Here is a 21,585-nt window from a genome sequence, read left to right on the forward strand (position 1 = left end):
GGGCGCAAAGCGGCCCCAAATCACAGCACCGATGGATCAGCGCTTGTCTTCAACCTTCCAGGCATTGCCGTCGTAGAACGCCTTCCAGCCGGTCGGCTTGCCATCGACCTCGGACTGCACGTACTGCTCCTTGGTCTTGCGGCTGTAGCGAATCACCGCCGGGCGGCCATCCGGGTCTTTCTGCGGCGCATCGCACAGGAAGTGGTACTTCGGGTCGATCTCATGCTTGTGCGGCAAAATCTCCAGCACCAGCGGCGCACGGGTTTCGCGGTTCTTGGGGAACTGGCTGGCAGCCAGGAACAACCCGGAAGCACCGTCGCGCAGCACGTAGGTATCGTCGACCTTCTCGCACTTGAGCTCCGGCATGTCCACCTTGTCCATCTTCGGTGGCGCCGCCTCGCCGCTCTTGAGCAGCTTGCGGGTGTTCTTGCACGTGGGGTTGGTGCAGCCGAAGAACTTGCCGAAACGGCCGGTCTTCAACTGCATCTCGCTACCGCACTTGTCGCACTCCAGGCTCGGCCCTTCGTAACCCTTGATGCGGTAGTTGCCTTCTTCGATCTCGTAACCGGCGCAATCCGGGTTGTTACCGCAGATGTGCAGCTTGTGTTTCTCGTCCAGCAGGTAGGCGTCCATCGCCGTGGCGCAGATCGGGCAACGGTGCTTGCCCAGCAACACGCGCGATTCCGACTCGCCCTCGTCGTCAGCGGCAATCTCGTCGCCCGGCACCAGGTTGACGGTAGCCTTGCAGCGCTCTTTCGGCGGCAGGCTGTAGCCAGAGCAACCCAGGAACACACCTGTAGAGGCCGTGCGAATCATCATCGGCCGACCACATTCCTTGCACGGAATGTTGGTCATGGTCGGCTGGTTGGCGCGCATGCCGTCTTCGCTGGACTCGGCAGTCTGCAGCTTTTTGCTGAAATCGCCGTAGAACTCGTCGAGCACGTTTTTCCAGTCACGCTCGCCCTGGGCCACGTCGTCGAGGTTCTCTTCCATGTCGGCGGTAAAGCCGTAGTCCATCAGGTTGGAGAAGCTCTCCGACAAACGCTCGGTGACGATGTCGCCCATCTTCTCGGAGTAGAAGCGGCGGTTGTGCAGCGTCACATAGCCACGGTCCTGGATGGTGGAAATGATCGCCGCGTAGGTCGATGGGCGGCCAATGCCGCGCTTTTCCATTTCCTTGACCAGGCTGGCTTCGGTAAAGCGTGCAGGTGGCTTGGTGAAGTGCTGGCTCGGGTCGATCTGGATCAGCTTGAGTGCTTCACCCTGCACCATATCTGGCAGCACGTCGTCTTCGCCGGGCTTGCTCTGCTGTGGCAGCACACGGGTGTAACCGTCGAACTTGAGGATGCGGCCCTTGGCACGCAGCTCGAAATCGCCGGCCGCGACGGTAACGCTGGTGGACAGGTACTGCGCTGGCGGCATCTGGCACGCCAGGAACTGGCGCCAGATCAGCTCGTACAGGCGCTCGGCGTCACGCTCCATGCCGCTGAGCTTGGTCGGGTGGGTATTCACGTCAGAAGGCCGAATCGCTTCGTGCGCCTCCTGGGCGCCCTCCTTGCTGCCGTAAACCAGTGGCGCCTCCGGCAGGTACTGCTTGCCGAACTCCCGCTCGATGTAGCTGCGTGCCATATCCAGGGCGTCAGCCGACAGGTTGGTCGAGTCGGTACGCATGTAGGTGATGTAACCAGCTTCGTACAAGCGCTGGGCCATCATCATGGTTTTCTTCACACCGAAGCCCAGGCGGTTACTGGCCGCTTGCTGCAAGGTGGACGTAATGAACGGTGCCGATGGCTTGCTGCTGGTCGGGCGGTCTTCGCGCTTGACCACGCTGTAGCTGGAAGCCTTGAGCTTTTCCAGCGCAGCCATGGCCTGAGCTTCGTTCAGCGGCTTGAAGGCCTCGCCCTTCTCGCGCGCCACCTCGAAACGCACCTTGGCGTTCTTGGCAGTGCCGAGGTCGGCGTGGATCTCCCAGTACTCTTCCGGGATGAACGCGCGGATCTCACGCTCGCGCTCTACCACAAGCTTTACCGCTACCGACTGCACACGGCCAGCGGACAGACCGCGGGCAATCTTGGCCCACAGCAGCGGCGAAACCATGTAACCGACCACGCGGTCGAGGAAACGCCGCGCCTGCTGGGCGTTGACCCGGTCGATGTCCAGCTCGCCTGGCTGCGAGAACGCTTCCTGAATGGCCTTCTTGGTAATTTCGTTGAACACCACGCGCTTGTAGCGGGTGTCGTCACCCCCGATGGCCTCGCGCAGGTGCCAGGCAATGGCTTCCCCTTCGCGGTCCAAGTCGGTTGCGAGATAGATGGTGTCGGCATCCTTGGCCAGGCGGCGCAGCTCTTCGATCACCTTTTCCTTGCCAGGCAGGATCTCGTACTTGGCCTTCCAGCCATGGTCGGGGTCGACGCCCATGCGCGCCACCAGCTGGCGGCGGGCCTTCTCTTTCGGCGAAAGCGCCGGCGCCTCACCCGCAGCCTTGCCACGCTTGGCGGCCGGCTCTTTGCTCGCGCTGGCCGAACCGCTGGTGGGGAGGTCTCGGATATGGCCGATACTCGACTTCACCACGTACTGGTTGCCCAGGTACTTGTTGATGGTCTTGGCCTTGGCCGGGGATTCCACAATGACCAGCGATTTGCCCATGGATCGGAGTATTCCTGAATCTGAAGATAAAAAACGCGCCAAGTGCCAGACGCGGCACCGCTATATATAGTGGCAAAAGTGTGAGGTCAAGCTCGGACGATCACGCGTGCGACTTGCCCAGCAACCCGGGCAGCCCCTCTTCGGCCTTGACCAAAGCAAAGCGTGGCACCTGCTCGCCGTCAAATTCGACGGACTCCTGGAACATCGACAGGGGACGTACCCAGAAGCTGTAATCACCATACAGGCATTGGTAGAACACCATCCACTCTTCGGTTTCGGAGTGCCGCGCAACACTGAAGACACGGTACTCAGGCCCTTTGTAATGCCGGTATACGCCTGGTTGTATCTGCATGTTGCACACCTCCTGAATAAAACCTGAAAAAACAAAACCGGGGCACTAGGCCCCGGCTGCTGTCCCGCTACGCGATCAGACGCGTTCGAAGACAGTGGTGATACCTTGGCCCAGGCCGACGCACATGGTCGCAACACCCAGCGTACCGCCATTTTGCTTCATGACGTTGAGCAGGGTGCCGGAAATCCGCGCCCCGGAGCAACCGAACGGGTGGCCCAAAGCAATGGCGCCGCCGTGCAGGTTAACCTTCTCATCCATCTTGTCGAGCACTTTCAAGTCTTTCAGCACGGGCAGGGCCTGTGCAGCGAAGGCTTCGTTGAGCTCGATGAAGTCGATATCGGCCATGGTCAAGCCCGCACGCTTGAGGGCTTTCTGGGTCGATGGCACCGGGCCGTAGCCCATGATTGCCGGGTCTACACCGGCCACGGCCATCGAACGGATCACCGCCAATGGCTGGATACCCAGGTCCATGGCACGCTGACCGGACATGACGATCATGCACGAGGCGCCGTCGGTGATCTGCGACGAGGTACCGGCCGTGACCGTACCGCCTTTCGGGTTGAACGCAGGCTTGAGCGACGCCAGGCCTTCGAGGGTGGTTTCCGGGCGAATGGTTTCGTCGAAATCGAACACCTTCAGGAAGCCGTTCTCGTCGTAGCCCTGCATCGGGATGATCTCATCCTTGAACTTGCCTTCGACCGTGGCTTTGTGGGCCAGCTGGTGTGAGCGCAAGCCGAACAGGTCCTGCTGCTCACGGGTGATGCCGTGCATCTTGCCAAGCATTTCTGCAGTCAGGCCCATCATCCCGGAAGCCTTGGCGGCATGCAAGGACAGGTGCGGGTTGGGGTCGACGCCGTGCATCATGCTGACGTGGCCCATGTGCTCCACGCCACCCACCACGAACACATCACCGTTACCGGTCATGATCGCCTGGGCAGCCGTGTGCAGGGCGCTCATGGACGAGCCGCACAGGCGGCTGACGGTCTGCGCCGCAGAGGTGTGCGGGATCGGGGTCATCAGCGAAGCCATGCGGGCGATGTTCCAGCCCTGCTCCAGGGTCTGGTTGACGCAGCCCCAGATCACGTCCTCGACTTCTTTCGGGTCGACCTTGCCGTTGCGTTCCAGCAGTTTGCTGATCAGGTGCGCCGACATGTCTTCAGCGCGGGTATTGCGGTGCATGCCACCCTTGGAGCGGCCCATTGGCGTGCGACCGAAGTCGACAATCACCACGTCTCTTGGATTCAGGCTCATATCAAATCTCTCGCTCTAGCTCGTTGACCGCTCAGTTGAAGAAGCGCTGGCCGTTCTTGGCCATTTCACGCAGCTTGGCGGTCGGGTGGTACAGCGGCCCCAGGTCGGCGTACTGATCGGCCAGGGCAACGAATTCGGCCACACCGATCGAGTCGATGTAACGCAGCGCACCACCGCGGAAGGGAGGGAAACCAATGCCGTAGACCAAGCCCATGTCAGCTTCGGCGGCGGTTTCGACGATGCCGTCTTCCAGGCAACGCACGGTCTCAAGGCACAGCGGGACCATCATCCAGTTGATGATGTCTTCGTCAGTGACTTCACGCTGCTCGAACACGATAGGCTTGAGCACGTCGAGCACGGCGGCATCGAAGACCTTCTTCGGTTTGCCGCGCTTGTCGGTTTCGTAGGCGTAGAAGCCCTTGCCGTTCTTCTGGCCCAGGCGGTTGGCCTCGTACAGCGCATCAACGGCCGAGCGACGCTCGTCCTTCATGCGGTCCGGGAAACCTTCGGCCATCACATCGCGGCCATGGTGACCGGTGTCGATGCCGACCACGTCCATCAGGTAGGCCGGGCCCATCGGCCAGCCGAACTTTTCCATGACCTTGTCGATGCGCACAAAATCGACACCGGCGCTGACCAGCCTGGCGAAACCGCCGAAGTAAGGGAACAGCACGCGGTTGACCAAAAAGCCCGGGCAGTCGTTGACCACGATCGGGTTCTTGCCCATTTTCTTGGCGTAGGCCACGGTGGTGGCGACCGCCACTTCACTGGACTTTTCGCCACGGATCACTTCAACCAGCGGCATCATGTGCACCGGGTTGAAGAAGTGCATGCCGACGAAGTTTTCCGGGCGCTTGAGCGCCTTGGCCAGCAGGTTGATGGAGATGGTCGAAGTGTTGGAAGCGAGGATCGCATCGTCCTTCACCTGGCCTTCCACTTCCGCCAGTACCGCTTGCTTGACCTTCGGGTTCTCGACCACAGCCTCGACGACGATGTCGACATTGGCGAAATCGCCATAGGACAGGGTCGGGCGAATGGCGTTGAGGGCCTCGGCCATCTTGGCCGGGGTCAGGCGGCCCTTCTCGACTCGGTTGCCAAGCAGCTTGGAGGCCTCGTTCAGACCCAGCTGAATGGCTTCCTCGCGGATGTCCTTCATCAGGATCGGCGTACCTTTGACCGCCGACTGGTAGGCGATACCGCCGCCCATGATGCCGGCGCCGAGCACGGCGGCCTGCTTCACGTCGTGGGCGATCTCGTCATGCGCCTTGGCCTTGCGTTTGAGTTCCTGATCGTTGAGGAACAAGCCGATCAGGCTCTCGGCGACCGAGGTCTTGGCCAGCTTGGCAAAGCCTGCTGCTTCGACTTCCAGGGCCTTGTCGCGACCGAAGTTGGCGGCTTTCTGGATGCTCTTGATCGCTTCGACCGGGGCCGGGTAGTTCGGGCCGGCCTGGCCAGCGACGAAGCCCTTGGCAGTCTCGAAGGCCATCATCTGCTCGATGGCATTGAGCTTGAGCTTTTCCAGCTTCGGCTGGCGCTTGGCCTTGTAGTCCAGCTCGCCACTGATGGCACGCTTGATCAGGTCGAGGGCACCGGCCAGCAGCAGCTCAGGGGCGACCACGGCGTCGACGGCCCCCACTTTCAGGGCATCTTCGGCACGGTTTTCCTTGCCGGCGGCGATCCACTCGATGGCGTTGTCCGAGCCGATCAGGCGCGGCAGGCGCACGGTACCGCCGAAGCCCGGGTAGATACCCAGCTTGACTTCCGGCAGGCCGATCCTGGCGCTGGTGGACATGACCCGGTAGTCGGCCGCCAGGCACATTTCCAGGCCGCCGCCCAGCGCGATGCCGTTGATGGCGGCAACGGTCGGCACTTCGAGGTCTTCGAAGGCGTTGAAGATGCGATTGGCTTCCAGGTTGCCAGCGACCAGTTCGGCCTCAGGCAGCTTGAAGTTGTCGACGAACTCGGTGATGTCGGCGCCGACGATGAACACGTCCTTGCCACTGCTGACGATCACGCCCTTGACCGAAGCATCGGCCCGGATGGCATCGACGGCCTGGCGCAGCTCGTTCAGGGTAAGGCGGTTGAACTTGTTGACGGACTCACCCTTGAGGTCGAACTTGAGCTCGACGATGCCACTTTCAAGAGCCTTAACCGTGATGGCTTTACCTTCGTAAATCATCAACTGATCTCCACGATATGGAAGCTGAACTGTACACGCCGATCGCTGCAGCAGAAGCAGGCCTAAGCTGCCTTGCCCCAGGCACACCCGTCAGCGCGCTAGTCGGAAGTATGGCTTGGCGTCATGACATACAAACGCTCAATTCATACGCCCGTTTGATTTGGGTGTGCACACATTCTCCGAAAAGATGGGCGTTGTCAAATGCTCACGAGCACGGCGAAAACGCGACTTTCCAGTCATTTTCTATCGTCCGGGTACAAAACATGATGACAGTGATCGCCGGTCATTCATGTCAGCGATTGACCACAAGCATCGGCTGATTGCTTTGCGCTTGCGCGAAGAGCCAAGGCGACTACACTGGCACTTGCTTGAATGAATAACCCGGCCTGCCTGGCCTTTTCTGCGCAGCAGAACGCAAAGCGGCGACTTGGCACCCCACCCCTTCAGGGTTATGCCGAGCCGCCGCTTTGTCGTTACAGAACAGATTGACCAGCCTGGATGCCCCGTAGGAGCGGGTTTACCCGCGAAGCAGGCACCGCGGAGTTCGGCACCGGCTCTGCCAGAGTTCGCAGATGAATCCGCGCCTACAGGGGTCGCGCATGGGGCGGCGCTCAAGCCAAGGTTTCGAGGGCGTAGGCAACATCCTGCAACACAGCAGTATCGCCGCGCTCAGTCCAGTACAGGGCAATCATCCGCGCATCGGCCTCGACCTTGTACACACTCGCCGGCAAACGCGACAAGGCGCCCATGAAGCGTGGGTCTTCGCAGGGTTCGCGCCACTGGTTCCACCACACCCCGGGGCTGACCTGCCAGAAGCTGAAGCTGTCCTCATGCCCACGGCGCCGGGCTCGGTGATACTGCGGGCAAGGGCTTGGCGGCTCCTTTTCCAGCCAGTGCGGCCACTGCTGCGGCGCCAGCTGCATGGCCAAACCCATGCGCCGCGCCTCCAGGCGCAACTTCATCTGCTCGCTCTGCTTGCGCGAGCTGCGCAGCCAGGAAAGCGGACTGAGAATCAGCGCAAGGATTGACACCACCAGCAATACCGTCATATCAGTAGTTCCCATAAAGCGTTGCAAATGAGCTGGTTAGCCATTTTTCACGGTAGACCCGCCCTAAAGCGACCATACTTCTTCTATCGCGATTGTCAGGAGTACCGCTCATGCAATACGAACATTTGTTGGTCGCCGTCGACCTGACCGAAGAATGCGACCCGGTGATCAAGCGCGCCATGGCGCTGGCAGAGCCTTCGAAAGCCAAGGTATCCCTGGTGCACATCGTCGAGCCGATGGCCATGGCCTTCGGCGGTGACGTACCGATGGACCTGTCGCAGCTGCAACAGCAGCAGTTCGACCAGGCCAAGGAGCGCATGGACCGGCTGTTCAACAAATACCCGGAAATCAACCGCGGCGACTCGCACCTGACCTACGGCCAGCCTCGCCAGGAAATCCACCAGTTGGCCAAGGACCAGAAGTGCGACCTGATCGTGGTCGGCAGCCATGGCCGTCACGGCCTGGCGTTGCTGCTGGGCTCCACGGCCAACGATGTGCTGCACGGTGCGCCGTGTGACGTGCTGGCTGTACGCTTGCTGAAGAAGGATTGACTGGACCTGAACCGGCCTCTTCGCGGGCAAGCCCGCACATACAAGGGTATGGCACCCCCTGTAGGTGCGGCTTTACCCGCGAAGAGGCCGGAACAGGCTAACGCCAATCAGCCTTCCAGCTCAGCCCAGCGCTCCACCAATACATCCAGCTCGCCCTGCAGCTTCTCGATCCGTGCCAGCACCGCCGAAGTTTCTGCTATCGGCCGCTGATAGAAGCCCGCCGCATTCACTTCTTCCTGGGCTTCAGCCATACGCTGCTCCAGCTCATCGATCTGCCCCGGCAGCATCTCCAGCTCACGCTGCAGCTTGTAGCTGAGCTTCTTCTTCGAAGCGTCTTCCACCACCGGCGCCGCAACAGACTCAGGCTTGGCCTCGACCTTCTCCACAACCGCGCTGTTGAGCGCAGACTTACCGCCCTTGCTCTCGGTCACGCCCAGCAGCTTCGGCGAGCCGCCCTGGCGAATCCAGTCCTCGTAGCCGCCCACATACTCACGCACCTTGCCCTCGCCTTCGAACACCAGCGTGCTGGTCACGACGTTGTCGAGGAAGGCCCGGTCGTGGCTGACCATCAGCACGGTGCCCTTGTAGTTGGACAGCACCTCTTCCAGCAGCTCGAGGGTTTCCACGTCCAGGTCGTTGGTCGGTTCGTCGAGCACCAGCAGGTTGGCCGGCTTGCTGAACAGCTTGGCCAGCAGCAGCCGCGCACGCTCACCACCCGACAACGCCTTGACCGGCGTACGCGCGCGCTGGGGGCTGAACAGGAAGTCGCCCAGGTAGCTCAGCACGTGACGGTTCTGGCCATCGATCTCGATGAAATCACGGCCTTCGGCCAGGTTGTCGATCACGGTCTTTTCCAGGTCGAGCTGGTGGCGCATCTGGTCGAAATAGGCCACCTCAAGCTTGGTACCGCGCTCCACTTTTCCCGCAGTGGGCTCAAGGTCGCCCAGCATCATCTTGAGCAACGTGGTCTTGCCAGTGCCGTTTGCGCCCAGCAGACCGATGCGATCCTGCCGCTGCAGGACCATGGAAAAGTCCTTGACCAGCAGGGGGCCGTCCGCGTGATGGAAGCTGACATTCTCCAGCACCATCACCTGCTTGCCGGATTTGTCCGCGGCTTCGATCTGGATGTTGGCCTTGCCCTGTCGTTCACGGCGCTCGCCACGCTCCACACGCAGGGCCTTCAGTGCACGCACGCGGCCTTCGTTGCGGGTACGGCGGGCCTTGATGCCCTGGCGGATCCACACTTCTTCCTGGGCCAGGCGCTTGTCGAACAGCGCGTTGGCGGTTTCTTCGGCGGCCAGTGCGGCCTCCTTGTGCACCAGGAAGCTGGCGTAGTCACCGTTCCAGTCGATCAGGCCGCCGCGGTCCAGTTCGAGGATACGGGTGGCCAGGTTCTGCAGGAACGAACGGTCGTGGGTGATGAACAATACCGCGCCGTTGAAGCCACGCAGGGCCTCTTCGAGCCAGGCGATGGCACCGATGTCCAGGTGGTTGGTCGGTTCGTCGAGCAGCAGCAGGTCGGGCTCGGACACCAGCGCCTGGGCCAGCAGTACGCGGCGGCGCCAGCCACCGGACAGCTCGGCCAGGGTCTTGTCGGCCGGCAGCTGCAGGCGGCTGAGTGTGCTTTCCACCACCTGCTGCAGGCGCCAGCCGTCGCGGGCTTCCAGCTCGTGCTGGACGTGCATGAGTTTTTCCAGGTCTTCATCGCCCTGGATGTTCATGCTCAGGTGGTGGAACTGCGCCAGCAATTCGCCCACGCCGTCCAGACCAGCGGCTACCACGTCGAACACCGTGCGCTCGTCGGCCACCGGCAATTCCTGTGGCAACTCACCGATCTTCAGGCCAGGAGCACGCCAGATTTCACCGTCGTCGCCCTTCTGCTCGCCCTTGACCAGGCGCAGCATGCTCGACTTGCCGGTGCCGTTGCGGCCGATGATGCACACCCGCTCGCCACGAGCGATCTGCCAGGACACTTTGTCCAGCAGCGGCATGGCGCCGAATGCGAGGGACACATCGCTGAATTTGAGCAGGGTCATGTTCGTCTCCATAAATCGGGCGCGCATTCTACCTGACTTGGCCCCCGACGGCATCCGCCAGGCCAACCGGCGGGCACCTGGCGACATCTGGTCGAACTTAATATCCCGATACAAGCACAGTGCTTTCACCCACTGCCGGCAAACAGCTAAGCTAAGGCAATAGCTTTCAACAGTGCTGGCTCCGCCGACACTTCCCATGGTTCAACTGCCCGGACGTATCATGCGCAGCCGCCTGTTACATATCGCATCCTGCCTGCTGCTTACCGCTGCCACCAGCGCGGCGCAGGCCACCGACCTGACCCTGCAACGCCAGTACTATGACGAGGCCAAGCGAGCGCTGGCCAAAGGCGACAAAGGCCCGTACCTGCGCTATGCCCAGGCCTTGAGCGACTACCCGCTGACGCCCTACCTGGCCTACGACGAACTCACCGCCCGCCTGAAAAGCGCCAGCAACCAGGAAATCGAAGGTTTCCTGGCCAAGCATGGCGACCTGCCCCAGGCCAACTGGATGAAACTGCGCTGGTTGCGCTGGCTGGCCGAACGCGGCGAGTGGGATACCTTCGTCAAGTACTACGACCCCAAGCTCAACTTCACCGAGCTGGACTGCCTCAACGGCCAATACCAGCTCAGCCACGGCTTGCGCGCCGAAGGTTACGCCACCGCCGACAAGCTGTGGAACGTCGGCAAATCGCAACCTGCCGCCTGCGACACGCTGTTCGGCATGTGGGCAGCCGAAGGCCAGCTGACCGAGGCCAAGCGCTGGGAACGCACCAAGCTGGCAGCCCAGGCACGCAACTACGGCCTGGCCAACACCCTGGTCAAGACCCTGACCACCCTCGGCCCGCAGGGGCGCCTGCTGATCGACGTCGCGCAGAAGCCCGAGCTGCTCAACCAGCCGTCGCGCTTTACCCCGGTCAACGAGGCCATGTCCGACGTGGTCAGCCTCGGCCTTCGTCGCTTGGCCCGGCAGGACCCGGAACGGGCCATGGCACTGCTCGACGATTACGCCCAGCGCATGCACTTCTCGCGTGACGAAAAGGTGGCCATCGCCCGCGAAATCGGCCTGACCCTCGCACGCCGCTACGACCCACGCGCGCTCGACCTGATGACCCGCTATGACCCCGAGCTGCGTGACAACACCGTCAGCGAATGGCGCCTTCGCCTGCTGCTGCGCCTGGGCCGCTGGGAGGACGCTTACGAGCTGACCAAGCGCCTTCCCCAGGACCTGGCCAGCACCAGCCGCTGGAAGTACTGGCAGGCTCGCAGCCTGGAGCTGGCACAGCCAAACAACCCGCAGGTCCCGCTGCTTTACAAGGCCGCAGCGCGTGAGCGTGACTTCTATGGCTTCCTCGCCGCCGACCGGGCACAGACACCGTACCAGCTGAACAACAAGCCGCTGCTGCTGAGCCCACAACTGGTCAAGAAGGTTCGCAACACGCCCGGCATCCAGCGCGCACTGGAATTCCACGCCCGCGGCCAGATCGTCGACGGCCGCCGTGAGTGGTACCACGTCAGCCGCCACTTCACCCGTGACGAGATGGTTGCGCAGGCACGCCTGGGCTATGAGCTGCGTTGGTACTTCCCGGCCATCCGCACCATCAGCCAGGCCCGGTACTGGGACGACCTGGATATCCGCTTCCCCATGGCCCACCGCGACACGCTGGTGCGTGAAGCCAAGGTTCGCGGCCTGCATTCGAGCTGGGTATTCGCCATCACTCGCCAGGAAAGCGCCTTCATGGAGGACGCACGCTCACCCGTGGGCGCCAGCGGCCTGATGCAGCTGATGCCGGCCACCGCCAAGGAAACCGCACGCAAGTTCAGCATCCCGCTGGCCTCACCGGCGCAAGTGCTGAACCCGGACAAGAACATCCAGCTGGGTGCGGCCTACCTGAGCCAGGTACACAGCCAGTTCAACGGCAACCGGGTGCTGGCTTCGGCAGCCTACAACGCCGGGCCCGGGCGCGTGCGACAGTGGCTCAAAGGGGCCAAGCACCTGAGCTTCGATGTGTGGGTGGAGTCGATCCCGTTCGACGAAACGCGCCAGTATGTACAGAACGTGCTGTCGTATTCGGTGATCTACGGGCAGAAGCTGAATTCACCGCAGCCATTGGTGGATTGGCATGAACGGTATTTCGATGACATGTGATTGCTGTTGAGCCTGTACCGGCCTCTTCGCGGGTGAACCCGCTCCTACAAGGGTTACGCGGTCGTTGTAGGAGCGGGTTCACCCGCGAAGAGGCCGGCACAGGCAACACACCTATTCCAGGATTTCTACTTCCATCCCCACCTCCAGCCACCCACTGCCATCCACAGCCAGGTTCTGGCCGAACAGCACGTCGCCTTCTTTTTCGCGGAAAGTCTTCAGCGTAGCCATCGGCTCACGGTCAGCGCTGCGCTCCCCGGTGGCTGGATCGATGGTCGTGAAGATGCACCGTACACTGGGCTTGAGCACGCGAAACACCAAGCTGCCGATGCGAATCCGCTTCCAGCCATCCTCGGCAAACGGCTCCGCACCCTGCACCACCAGGTTGGGCCGAAAGCGCCGCATCGACATGGGCCGGCCAATACGCCGGTTAAGCTCGTCCAGCGAGCCCTGCCCAATCAGCAGCAAGGGGAAACCATCCGGAAACGCCGCACGGTCACTGTTGAAGCCGTAACCATTGGGCAGGTAACGCGCACGCTGCTCCGGGCAATGCACCAGGCGTACGGCTTTGCCCAGCAACTCACTCAACCAGGCCGCCGCGGCATCGCCAGCGTCCGGCACACGCAGGGTATCGCGCCAGATCGTCACACCGCGCAGGGCGTCATCGGCAGGCGGTACAGGCACCCGCAACGGCGCCTGTCCAGGGGCTTGCAGCAGCAACTGGCCGCTGTCGTCATCGCTCGCGTCGATCTGGCCAAGTTGTGGCCAGGCACGCTGGGTCAGGAAGCGTCCGTTTTCTTCCTCGACCACCATCCAGCGCCGGTCGCCCTGCAACCCCAGCAACCCCACCGGTGATGCCTTCAGGCTTTGCGCCTGCCCCGACTTCACCGGGTATCGATACAACTCACTGAGAAACATCCCTGCTGCCTCGCTTCATGCCAAAAGCCAAGCTTATACCTGGCCGGCACAACGTTCACGCAGCGGTGGTATCCAGCAGCAGGCGCTGCTTGACCACATCGACCAGGCGATCAGGCTGGAACTTGGAAAGGAAGTTGTCACAGCCCACCTTCTTCACCATGGATTCGTTGAAACTGCCCGACAGCGAGGTGTGCAGCACCACATAGAGCTGGCGCAGACGGGCATCGCTGCGGATCTCGGTGGTCAGCCGATAGCCGTCCATTTCCGGCATTTCTGCATCGGTGAACACCATCAGCAGCTTTTCGCACACGTCCTCGCCGGCGTCGGCCCAGCCCTTGAGCATGCGCAGCGCCTTCAGGCCATCACTGGCCACATGCAGCTTCATGCCCAGCTGGGACAAGGTATCGCGCAATTGCGCCAAGGCCACACTGGAGTCGTCCACCAGCAGCACTTCGCGGCCGCGGGCGCGGGCCAGCACTGGGTCGGCGAGCTTGTCGCCAGAAACCCGGGCGTTGTAGGGCACGATTTCGGCCAGCACCTTTTCCACGTCGATCACCTCCACCAGCTTCTCATCGACCTTGGTGATGGCAGTCAGGTAGTGCTGGCGACCGGCACTGGAAGGCGGCGGCATGATCGACTCCCAGTTCATGTTGACGATGCGGTCGACACCGCCCACCAGGAAGGCCTGCACCGAGCGGTTGTATTCGGTGACGATGATGGTGCTGTCCGGCCCCGGCTGTAGTGGGCGCATACCGATCGCCTGGGACAGGTCGATGACCGGCAGGGTCTGCCCGCGCAGGTTGACCACACCGCAGACATAGGCGTGGCGCTGGGGCATTAAAGTCAGCTTGGGCAGTTGCAGTACTTCCTGCACCTTGAACACGTTGATCGCGAACAGCTGGCGACCGGCCAGGCGAAACATCAGAATTTCCAGGCGGTTCTCACCCACCAGTTGCGTGCGTTGGTCTACCGTGTCGAGAATGCCAGCCATTGGAAAGCCCCCAGGCTTGAGTCGTAAAAGGTTAAATCATCTACTCTGTATCGGCGGCTTCACGCACACCTTGACCCTTGCGGGAAAATGCCGCGCGGATAATTGATATCACTTTACCATCATGCTTTACTGCCGACACGCCGGGGCAAATCAGGGGCACGACAAAAGTTCCCTACCCTAGCCCTTGATCAGGGAAACCCTTAGCGGCAATCGGGTGCAACCTGATGTTCGCGATATCCTTTAGCCATTAATGTGACGCCATTCTCATTGCATGAATGGAGTCAGGCTTTTGCTAGCTATCGTTTCGGCGTGCCCGCCCCCTGCGCCTACCCCACGCGCGGGGACTTGATGATGGACACTGCCTTATCGTTCGATGACGCCCTGCAGGGCTTTCTGCTGGATGCCCAGGTACTGCTGACCCAGGCACAGGAATGCCTGCAGCATCTGGAGCTTATAGACAATGACCCGGATGCCTGCAGTTGCCTGAACAACACCCTCGACACTATCGCCCGTCAAGCTACGCGCCTGGGCCTGCGTGAAGTTGCCCACTACACCACCGCCCTGCAACAGTTGCTCGCCCCGGCCTGTTACGGTGGTTGCCTGCAGCGTGAAGCCCTACCCGCGATAGGGGCGTGCCTGACCTTGCTGGCCTGGCAGTTGGAGCTGGTCGATAGCCGTACAGGGCGACTGAACCTGGACATCGGTGAGCAACTGGTGCTGCTGGGTGAACTGGCCAAGGTCGTACACCCCCCCTTTGCGCCAGCCTGTGCGTCCTGCGATGAAGAAGGCAACGCGTGCATTCACCCGCACAGTGACGCGGCAACCAGCACCCTCCCCAACCGCTCTAACCGCATGCATTAACCTGACGCAAAGTGCAACTAAGCAACTTTATTGAAACCCGACCATGGTCGAACTTTGAAAGTTCACCAGGCTTTCGGTGCATGCCGTTGAATCATTGCCGCGCTAGTTACAGCACAAGTGGGTACAGCGCGATTAAAGGGTGGCACTTTGCTACCCGAAAGCGCCCGACCAGTAGGCGTTTCAACGCGCTACCCGGCCGCGACCGATGCAATGCAAAGTGGTAATATGCGCCCCCACAAACGCTTGCGACCGGAACAACGGTGGCAGGAATACGTGTTCAAAAAAACAACGAAAGTACTGCGCCAAAGCCTCTGAGCAGCATTGTGCAAGGCCTCCATCAGCAATACTTCAGTGGCCTCCCTACCTATGTTTCCACGCTTGAAGACTTCTTTGCATTGCTGCTCCCGCGCCGCCGTGCTGCGCTGGGCAACGGTCGGGCTGTGCGTGGCCTCACTGATTGCCAACATGGCGCTGTACCTGGCCAACCAGACAATCCCGGCCAGCCTGCTGGTGCTGCAATTGGTCGCCACGCTGGGTGCTGTTGTACAACTGGGCCTGGGCGCCAGGTCGATCCACCTGCGCCCGGCCGAGCTGGCCGAGCGCATGCTCAAGGTACAAGAAGACGAGCGCCAGCATCTGGGCCGGGAACTGCACGACGACATCGGTCAACTGCTCACCGCTGCCAAGCTGCAACTGCAGTGGCTGCAACGGCGCATGCCCGACGAGTTGCAGGGGCACTGCGACGCCCTGCGCAGCACGCTGGATGACACCCTCGGTAACGTGCGCGATGTTTCCGCGCTGCTCAACCCCCGGCAGTTGGCCAGCCTTGGCCTGGAAGCCAGCCTGCGCGCACACCTGGTACGCACCCTGGCCACCAGCGGCGTGCACTGGAGCCTGGCGTGCAACCAGCGCCTGGGCGGCATCGACGAAGCCGTGGCCATGGCAGTGTTCCGTATTACCCAGGAGGCCGTGACCAACATGCTGCGCCACGCCCAGGCACACAACCTGGTCATCCGCCTGCAACGCACCCCTGAAGGGCTGTCGTTGTCGATCCAGGACGATGGTCGTGGTTTCGCCCCTGCCCGGCACCCGGCCGAGGCCGGTCAGCGCGGCCTGGCCGGCATGCAGGAGCGGGTAATCGCGCTGCAGGGCAGCCTCGACATCACCAGTCAGCCTGGCCGAGGCACGCAGATCGAAGCGATGTTCCCGTGGTCCCCGCGCACCCAGCAACGCGCCAGGAGTATTACCAACCATGACCTGTAGACTACTGCTGGTAGATGACCACTCGCTGATCCGCGCCGGGGTGCGCGCACTGGTCTGCGATATCCCCGGCTATGACGTGGTCGGCGAGGCCGACGACGGCAACCAGTTACTCGACCAGGTACGCACACTGGCGCCCGACATCATCTTGCTGGACATCTCCATGCGTTCGACCAGCGGCCTGGACGCCCTCACCCAACTGCGGGCCAGCGGCAGTACCTGCAAGGTGCTGATCCTGTCCATGCACACCGACCCGGACCTGATCATGCGGGCCCTGGAAAGCGGCGCCCACGGCTACCTGCTCAAGGACACCAGCGCCACCGAGCTGGAACAGGCGCTGGGTGCCGTACGCCACGGTGAGCGCTACCTCAGCCCGGCCATCGCCCACACCGTCATCAACCAGGCGCTGCGGCACACCAAACAAGGCAAGCCGAGCGCTGGCGAACGGCATAATCTGACGTCACGGCAACTTGAGATCCTGCGCCTGATCGTGCGCGGCAAGTCCACCCGGGAAATCGCTGCGGGCCTGGGCCTGTCGATCAAGACCGTGGAAACTCACCGCTCGCAAATCATGAAGCGCCTGCAGATTCACGACGTGGCCGGCCTGGTGCTGTTCGCCGTACGCGAAAAAATCATCAGCCTGGATGACTGAGCAACGGCGACCCGGCCGGCAGGTGCAGGTGCAACGCCGCCGGCCTTGCCTGAAAGCGCAGGCTGGCAGCCTGCAACGGCTCGCCATCGAGATTGATGTCCAACCCTTGCGAACTCTTGATCTCGACCCATGGCAGCCTGGCCCGAACGAACAGGCCGTCACCGCCCAAAAGGTCCCGCAGAGCCCCCACCACTTCCTGTGGTGCAGGCAGAATAGCGACGTCAAGCAAACCGTCGTTGACCATGGCTTCGGGGCACAGCACCTGCCCGCCCCCAGCCTGTCGGCCATTGCCGATACCCAGCGCCAGCAAATCCCCTTGCCAATGGAAGCCTGGCCCCTGTAGCTCTACCGAAGCCGCCTGTAGCTCACTGAAGCGGGACAACCCGGTGAACAGGTAAGCCGCAGCGCCCAGCACTTTCTTGAGGTCTTCGGAGGTATTGGCGGTGACCTGGCTGCCAAAGCCACCCGTGGCCATGTTGAGGAACAGCTGATCGCCAGCCTGCCCCAGGTCTATCGGTTGTGGCGCGACATTCAGCAAGGCCAGCGCCGATGCCGGCTCCAAGGGGATGCCAGCGGCTTTGGCAAAATCGTTGGCCGTACCCAAGGGCAACAAGGCCAGGCTGGCCTGGGTAGCGGCCAGGCCCATGGCCTCGGCCACATCACGCAACGTGCCGTCCCCGCCACCGGCGACGATATGGCTGTAGCCCGCCGCCAGTGCCTCGGCGACCAGCCGTTGGGCGTCGCCCGCCTCCCAGGTAACCCGTACATCCAGCACCCAGCCGCTATCGCGCAGGTCGCCCACGGCGCTGCGCACGTCTTCGTTCATCGCCTGCTTGCCGTGCAGCACGAGCATTGCCTTGCGCCCTTGCATGTGCGCGTCTCCGTAAAATGGACCACCCCCTATCTCGACCACTGGCCTGCGCGGATCGTTGCATGGCCTGAAAAAAACATTGGGCCGGCGCCACGCCTGCAACTGCTCGCGTCGCCGGTCATTTTTTCCACACTTGGCAATCCCGGCTATGCTCAGCAAATACCCCTATTGCCATGGACGCGCCCGGCAGTGGCTCCCCCACTGCTGTCAACGGGCGCGTTTTGCTATCTGCAGCCTTTTGCGAGGACTTTGGGTCATGCGCATTCTCTGGACACTGCCCTACCTGCCTTGGCCGACCACCAGCGGCCACAAGACCCGGCAATACCATCTGCTGCGTGCACTGGCCCAGCGCGGTCACCGGATCACCCTGCTGGTGCAGTCGAAAATCCCTCTCAGCGACGCAGCACGCGAGGCCCTCGAGCCACTCCTCGAACGCCTGATCGTGCTACCCCGCAGGCCGCTGCACAGCCCACTCAACCTGCTGGCTTCCCCCATCATCGACTACCCCATGCGGGCAATCATCAATGGCCTGGCACCTTGCTTGCGGCACCGGTTCGAGCAACTGCTGGACGAACCCTGGGACGTGATCCAGATCGAGCACAGCTACAGCTTCCAGCCGTTCGAAAAAGCCCTGCAGGCTCGCAGGCTGCCCTTCATGCTTAGCGAGCACACCCTGGAGTCGGTAATGGGCGGTGCCTGCCACGATCGCCTGCCGCTGTGGCTGCGCCCGCTCAACGCCTTCGACCGCTGGCGCTACCGGCGCTGGGAGCACCGTGTGCTGCGCCAGCCCACCGAACTGGTGGCTGTCAGCGCCCACGATGCCGAGCTGATCGCGCAGATCAGCGGGCGCCCGGTGAATGTGGTGGTCAACGGCGTGGACTGTGATTTCTACCAGCAGGTGCAACCTGCGCTGCACAGCCAGCGTCTGTTGTTCGTCGGCAATTTCGAATATGGCGCCAATCTGGAGGCCATCGAATGGGCACTGGACGACATCATGCCGAAGGTTTGGATGAGCAACCCGGCAGTGCGTCTGGCGATCGCCGGGCATGCCATGCCGGCCAACTGGAAGCTTCACTGGAACGACCCACGCATTGAATGGTTCGGCTACCGCCCCGACCTGCGTGAACTGCAACGACGTTCCGCGCTGTTCTTTGCCCCCCTGCGTTATGCCGGTGGCTCGAAGGTGAAAATCCTCGAAGCGATGGCCGCCGGCTTACCCGTGATCACCACCGACAAGGGCGTTTCAGGCCTGACCGTGAATAACGGCGAGCACTACGTGGGCAGTGACGACGGTGACCAACTGGCATTGCTGATCACCCAGTTGCTCAATCAACCCTGGCGCATGAGCCAGTTGAGCGATGCCGGGCGCCAGTTTGCCCGCCAGCGCCACGACTGGAGCGTGGCTGCCCAACAACTGGAGAATGTGCACATACGCCTGACCCAGGCGGCACCGGCCGAGGCCGCGCCGCTGGCCAGTGCCTGGCTGGGCCGCTCAGCCAAGTAGCTCGCTGAAGGGGATGAATGGCACGTTGTCGCCCTGCTTCGGCGTGCTGCCTTCACGCACTTCCACCAGCCCCTGCGCCCAAGCGGCGCTGCGCAGCACACCCGAGCTCTGGTTCTTGTAGATGCGCACGCGGCCCTGTTCGATGCGCGCGCGCAGGTATTCGCGGCGCGTACCCGGCTTGGGCCAGTCAAACCCGGCCGGCATGTCGAACCGCAACGGCGTGACGTCAATCACCCCCTGACGACGCAGCAGGTAGGGCCTGGTCAGCAGACCGAAGGTGACCAAGGTCGAGGCCGGGTTACCCGGCAAGCCAATCACCGGCACGCCCTGGAAGTGGCCGAAGGTCAGCGGCTTGCCCGGTTTGATCGCCAGCTTCCACAACGCCAGTTCGCCAGCCTCGCGCAGGGCAGCACCGAGGTAGTCGGCCTCGCCCACCGAGACACCTCCGGTGGACAGAATCAGGTCTACGCCACCCAGTTCAGCCAGGCAGGTGCGAGTGCGCGCCAGGTCATCCGGCAGGATGCCGGCATCGACCACTTCGCAACCCAGCCGCTGCAACCAGCTGACCAGCAGCCTGCGGTTGCTGTTGTAGATCTGCCCGGGCCCGAGCGGCAGGCCTGGCTCGACCAGTTCGTCGCCGGTCGACAGCACTGCCACTTTCACCTTGCGCACCACGTCCAGACGGCCATGCCCCAAGGTCGCCGCCAGGCCGAGTTCGATCGGCCCAAGGCGGGTGCCGGCGCTCATCACCTGCTCGCCTTTACGGGTTTCCTGGCCTTGAGGGCGTATGTTCTGCTCGGTGCGCAACACTTCGAGAAAGCGCACCCGGCCATCTTCGAGCACTTCGGTGTTTTCCTGCATTTCGACGCAGTCGGCCCCCTCCGGCACAGGCGCACCGGTGAAGATCCGCGCGCAGGTACCCGGTTGCAGCGGCTGGGGCGCATGACCGGCGAAAATACGCTGGCTGACCGGCAGCGGCTGGCCCTGCCAGTCAGCCAGGCGCAAGGCATAACCGTCCATGGCGCTGTTCGGCCAGGGCGGCAGATCGAGCGAGGCCACCAGGTCGGTGGCCAGCACGCGGCCCTCGGCTTCGGCCAGCGGCAGGTTTTCGGTCTCGCGGATCGGTGCAGCTTCGGCCAGCGCCAGCAGTTGCTCCAGCGCCTGTTCCACCGGCATCAGCGGCCGGGCCTGGCTGACCTCAGCCACGGCTGTCACAGGCCGCTGCCTGCTTCAGGTGCGCCACGAAGTTGCACGGGCGATGACGGGCATCGAGCTGCTCGGCCAGGATGCCATCCCAACCGGTGCGCACAGCGTTGGTCGAGCCCGGCAGGCAGCACACCAGCGTACCGTTGGCCAGCCCGGCCAAGGCTCGCGATTGCACGGTGGAGGTGCCAATGTCGGCCACGGAAATCTGCCGGAACAACTCACCAAAGCCGTCTACTTGCTTGTCCAGCAGGCAGGCCACCGCCTCGGGGGTGCTGTCGCGGCCAGTAAACCCGGTACCGCCCGTAATCAGCACCACTTGCACGTTGTCATCGGCGATCCATGTGGCGACCTGGGCCCGGATCTTGTACAGGTCATCCTTGAGCAGCACGCGCTCGGCAAGGCGGTGACCGGCGGCGCTCAGGCGGTCGACGAACATCTGGCCAGAGGTGTCGGTGTCGAAGGTACGGGTGTCGCTGACCGTGAGCACGGCGATGTTCAGCGCCACGAAGGGGGTATCTGCCTTGGCTTTCATGGGTGTCCGTCACAACAGGATGAGATGGACGCAGTTATATCACAGCGCACCTTTTCCAGCGTTGCCCCCCTCAGCCTTGCCTTGGGTCAAGAGAACGAATTAATCGCTATGCTGCACTTGGAGTGAACTTGCACTAACGTCCTGCGTCATAAATGTCATCTAGCACCATCGCACTTGGAGAAACACGATGATCAAACGGACCCTACCCGCCTTCCTGCTTGCCTTGGGTTTGGGCGCCCTTGCTGGCTGCTCGACCCCAACCGTCATTACCCTGAACGATGGCCGGGAGATCCAGGCGACCGACAAACCGTCCTACGATGAAGACTCTGGCTTCTATGAATTCGAGCAACTCGACGGCAAGCGCACACGCCTGAACAAGGACCAGATCCGCACCGTCAAAGAGCTCTGATCAAGGCCCCGTTCAGGCTATGGCCCTTTAAACAACAAGGGCTTGCGAGCAAAAACGGGATGCAGTAGGATTTTGTTCATCGGAGTGTAGCGCAGCCAGGTAGCGCGTCTCGTTCGGGACGAGAAGGCCGCAGGTTCGAATCCTGTCTCTCCGACCAAATCCTTGTCAGAAAGC

18 protein-coding genes and 1 tRNA gene are annotated in these 21,585 nt (G+C 62.3%); 8 read left to right on the forward strand and 11 right to left on the reverse strand.

The annotated features are described in order from the left end of the window. Positions 1 to 36: 36 nt before the first annotated feature. From topA to N5D53_RS25605, 5 genes are all read right to left on the reverse strand, one after another. Positions 37 to 2,646, reverse strand: coding sequence for a type I DNA topoisomerase (gene topA, locus N5D53_RS25585; protein WP_279841026.1), 2,610 nt, complete (start codon positions 2,644 to 2,646; stop codon positions 37 to 39). Positions 2,647 to 2,746: 100 nt separating this feature from the next. Next, positions 2,747 to 2,998, reverse strand: a complete 252-nt coding sequence (locus N5D53_RS25590; protein ID WP_003248769.1) for a DUF1653 domain-containing protein — start codon at positions 2,996 to 2,998, stop codon at positions 2,747 to 2,749. A 75-nt stretch (positions 2,999 to 3,073) separates the two neighbouring features. Beyond that, positions 3,074 to 4,249: an acetyl-CoA C-acyltransferase FadA gene (gene fadA / locus N5D53_RS25595; RefSeq protein WP_010953128.1), complete on the reverse strand. Its 1,176-nt coding sequence runs from the start codon at positions 4,247 to 4,249 to the stop codon at positions 3,074 to 3,076. 31 nt (positions 4,250 to 4,280) lie between these two features. After that, on the reverse strand, positions 4,281 to 6,428 hold the full coding sequence (fadB, locus tag N5D53_RS25600; protein ID WP_064492317.1) for a fatty acid oxidation complex subunit alpha FadB: 2,148 nt from the start codon (positions 6,426 to 6,428) through the stop codon (positions 4,281 to 4,283). A gap of 611 nt (positions 6,429 to 7,039) precedes the next feature. Next, on the reverse strand, positions 7,040 to 7,477 hold the full coding sequence (locus N5D53_RS25605) for a hypothetical protein (protein WP_003248762.1): 438 nt from the start codon (positions 7,475 to 7,477) through the stop codon (positions 7,040 to 7,042). Between the two features lie 110 nt (positions 7,478 to 7,587). Here N5D53_RS25605 and N5D53_RS25610 point away from each other — a divergent pair, with 110 nt between their 5' ends. Further along, positions 7,588 to 8,028 carry a universal stress protein gene (locus N5D53_RS25610; RefSeq protein WP_014591782.1) on the forward strand — a complete coding sequence of 147 codons (441 nt, stop codon included), beginning with the start codon at positions 7,588 to 7,590 and terminating at the stop codon, positions 8,026 to 8,028. 107 nt (positions 8,029 to 8,135) lie between these two features. Here N5D53_RS25610 and N5D53_RS25615 read toward each other — a convergent pair whose 3' ends face one another. Beyond that, the gene (locus N5D53_RS25615) at positions 8,136 to 10,064 is read right to left on the reverse strand and encodes an ATP-binding cassette domain-containing protein (protein WP_279841027.1); all 1,929 of its coding nucleotides are present in this window, start codon (positions 10,062 to 10,064) and stop codon (positions 8,136 to 8,138) included. A gap of 220 nt (positions 10,065 to 10,284) precedes the next feature. Here N5D53_RS25615 and N5D53_RS25620 point away from each other — a divergent pair, with 220 nt between their 5' ends. Next, a complete protein-coding gene (locus N5D53_RS25620) occupies positions 10,285 to 12,210 on the forward strand; it encodes a transglycosylase SLT domain-containing protein (protein ID WP_104887294.1) in 1,926 nt (641 codons plus the stop codon). A gap of 111 nt (positions 12,211 to 12,321) precedes the next feature. On the opposite strand, the gene N5D53_RS25625 is transcribed toward N5D53_RS25620, so the two are convergent. Together N5D53_RS25625 and N5D53_RS25630 are read right to left on the reverse strand one after the other, a co-directional pair. Continuing rightward, entirely contained in the window at positions 12,322 to 13,125 is an 804-nt protein-coding gene (locus N5D53_RS25625; RefSeq protein ID WP_060545641.1) for an MOSC domain-containing protein, read from the reverse strand. Positions 13,126 to 13,180: 55 nt separating this feature from the next. Then, positions 13,181 to 14,116 carry a chemotaxis protein CheV gene (locus tag N5D53_RS25630; protein ID WP_003248753.1) on the reverse strand — a complete coding sequence of 312 codons (936 nt, stop codon included), beginning with the start codon at positions 14,114 to 14,116 and terminating at the stop codon, positions 13,181 to 13,183. Positions 14,117 to 14,467: 351 nt separating this feature from the next. Between N5D53_RS25630 and N5D53_RS25635 the strand changes: the two genes are divergently transcribed. From N5D53_RS25635 to N5D53_RS25645, 3 genes are all read left to right on the forward strand, one after another. Continuing rightward, the gene (locus N5D53_RS25635) at positions 14,468 to 14,977 is read left to right on the forward strand and encodes a histidine kinase (RefSeq protein WP_279841028.1); all 510 of its coding nucleotides are present in this window, start codon (positions 14,468 to 14,470) and stop codon (positions 14,975 to 14,977) included. Between the two features lie 366 nt (positions 14,978 to 15,343). Further along, on the forward strand, positions 15,344 to 16,240 hold the full coding sequence (locus N5D53_RS25640) for a sensor histidine kinase (RefSeq protein ID WP_104887293.1): 897 nt from the start codon (positions 15,344 to 15,346) through the stop codon (positions 16,238 to 16,240). Next, the gene (locus N5D53_RS25645; RefSeq protein ID WP_010953120.1) at positions 16,230 to 16,889 is read left to right on the forward strand and encodes a response regulator transcription factor; all 660 of its coding nucleotides are present in this window, start codon (positions 16,230 to 16,232) and stop codon (positions 16,887 to 16,889) included. Before N5D53_RS25640 ends, N5D53_RS25645 begins: the two co-directional genes overlap by 11 nt. On the opposite strand, the gene yegS is transcribed toward N5D53_RS25645, so the two are convergent. Next, positions 16,873 to 17,760, reverse strand: a complete 888-nt coding sequence (gene yegS, locus N5D53_RS25650; protein ID WP_064492320.1) for a lipid kinase YegS — start codon at positions 17,758 to 17,760, stop codon at positions 16,873 to 16,875. The two genes, N5D53_RS25645 and yegS, sit on opposite strands and share 17 nt — an antisense overlap. Positions 17,761 to 18,016: 256 nt before the next feature. On the opposite strand from yegS, the gene N5D53_RS25655 reads away from it, so the two are divergent. Further along, positions 18,017 to 19,264 carry a glycosyltransferase family 4 protein gene (locus N5D53_RS25655; protein ID WP_064492321.1) on the forward strand — a complete coding sequence of 416 codons (1,248 nt, stop codon included), beginning with the start codon at positions 18,017 to 18,019 and terminating at the stop codon, positions 19,262 to 19,264. Here N5D53_RS25655 and glp read toward each other — a convergent pair. Then, on the reverse strand, positions 19,253 to 20,479 hold the full coding sequence (gene glp / locus N5D53_RS25660; protein ID WP_104962215.1) for a gephyrin-like molybdotransferase Glp: 1,227 nt from the start codon (positions 20,477 to 20,479) through the stop codon (positions 19,253 to 19,255). The genes N5D53_RS25655 and glp overlap by 12 nt on opposite strands. Further along, the gene (gene moaB, locus N5D53_RS25665; protein ID WP_010953117.1) at positions 20,463 to 21,002 is read right to left on the reverse strand and encodes a molybdenum cofactor biosynthesis protein B; all 540 of its coding nucleotides are present in this window, start codon (positions 21,000 to 21,002) and stop codon (positions 20,463 to 20,465) included. The genes glp and moaB overlap by 17 nt, the downstream gene beginning before the upstream one ends. Positions 21,003 to 21,189: 187 nt before the next feature. On the opposite strand from moaB, the gene N5D53_RS25670 reads away from it, so the two are divergent. Both N5D53_RS25670 and N5D53_RS25675 read left to right on the forward strand, forming a co-directional pair. Then, a complete protein-coding gene (locus N5D53_RS25670) occupies positions 21,190 to 21,411 on the forward strand; it encodes a YgdI/YgdR family lipoprotein (protein WP_003248738.1) in 222 nt (73 codons plus the stop codon). An 80-nt stretch (positions 21,412 to 21,491) separates the two neighbouring features. After that, positions 21,492 to 21,568 (forward strand) — tRNA-Pro (locus tag N5D53_RS25675). Positions 21,569 to 21,585: the final 17 nt, after the last annotated feature.

The sequence above is a fragment of the Pseudomonas sp. GD03862 genome (genome assembly GCF_029840855.1).
In the GTDB taxonomy this organism is placed as follows: domain Bacteria; phylum Pseudomonadota; class Gammaproteobacteria; order Pseudomonadales; family Pseudomonadaceae; genus Aquipseudomonas; species Aquipseudomonas alloputida.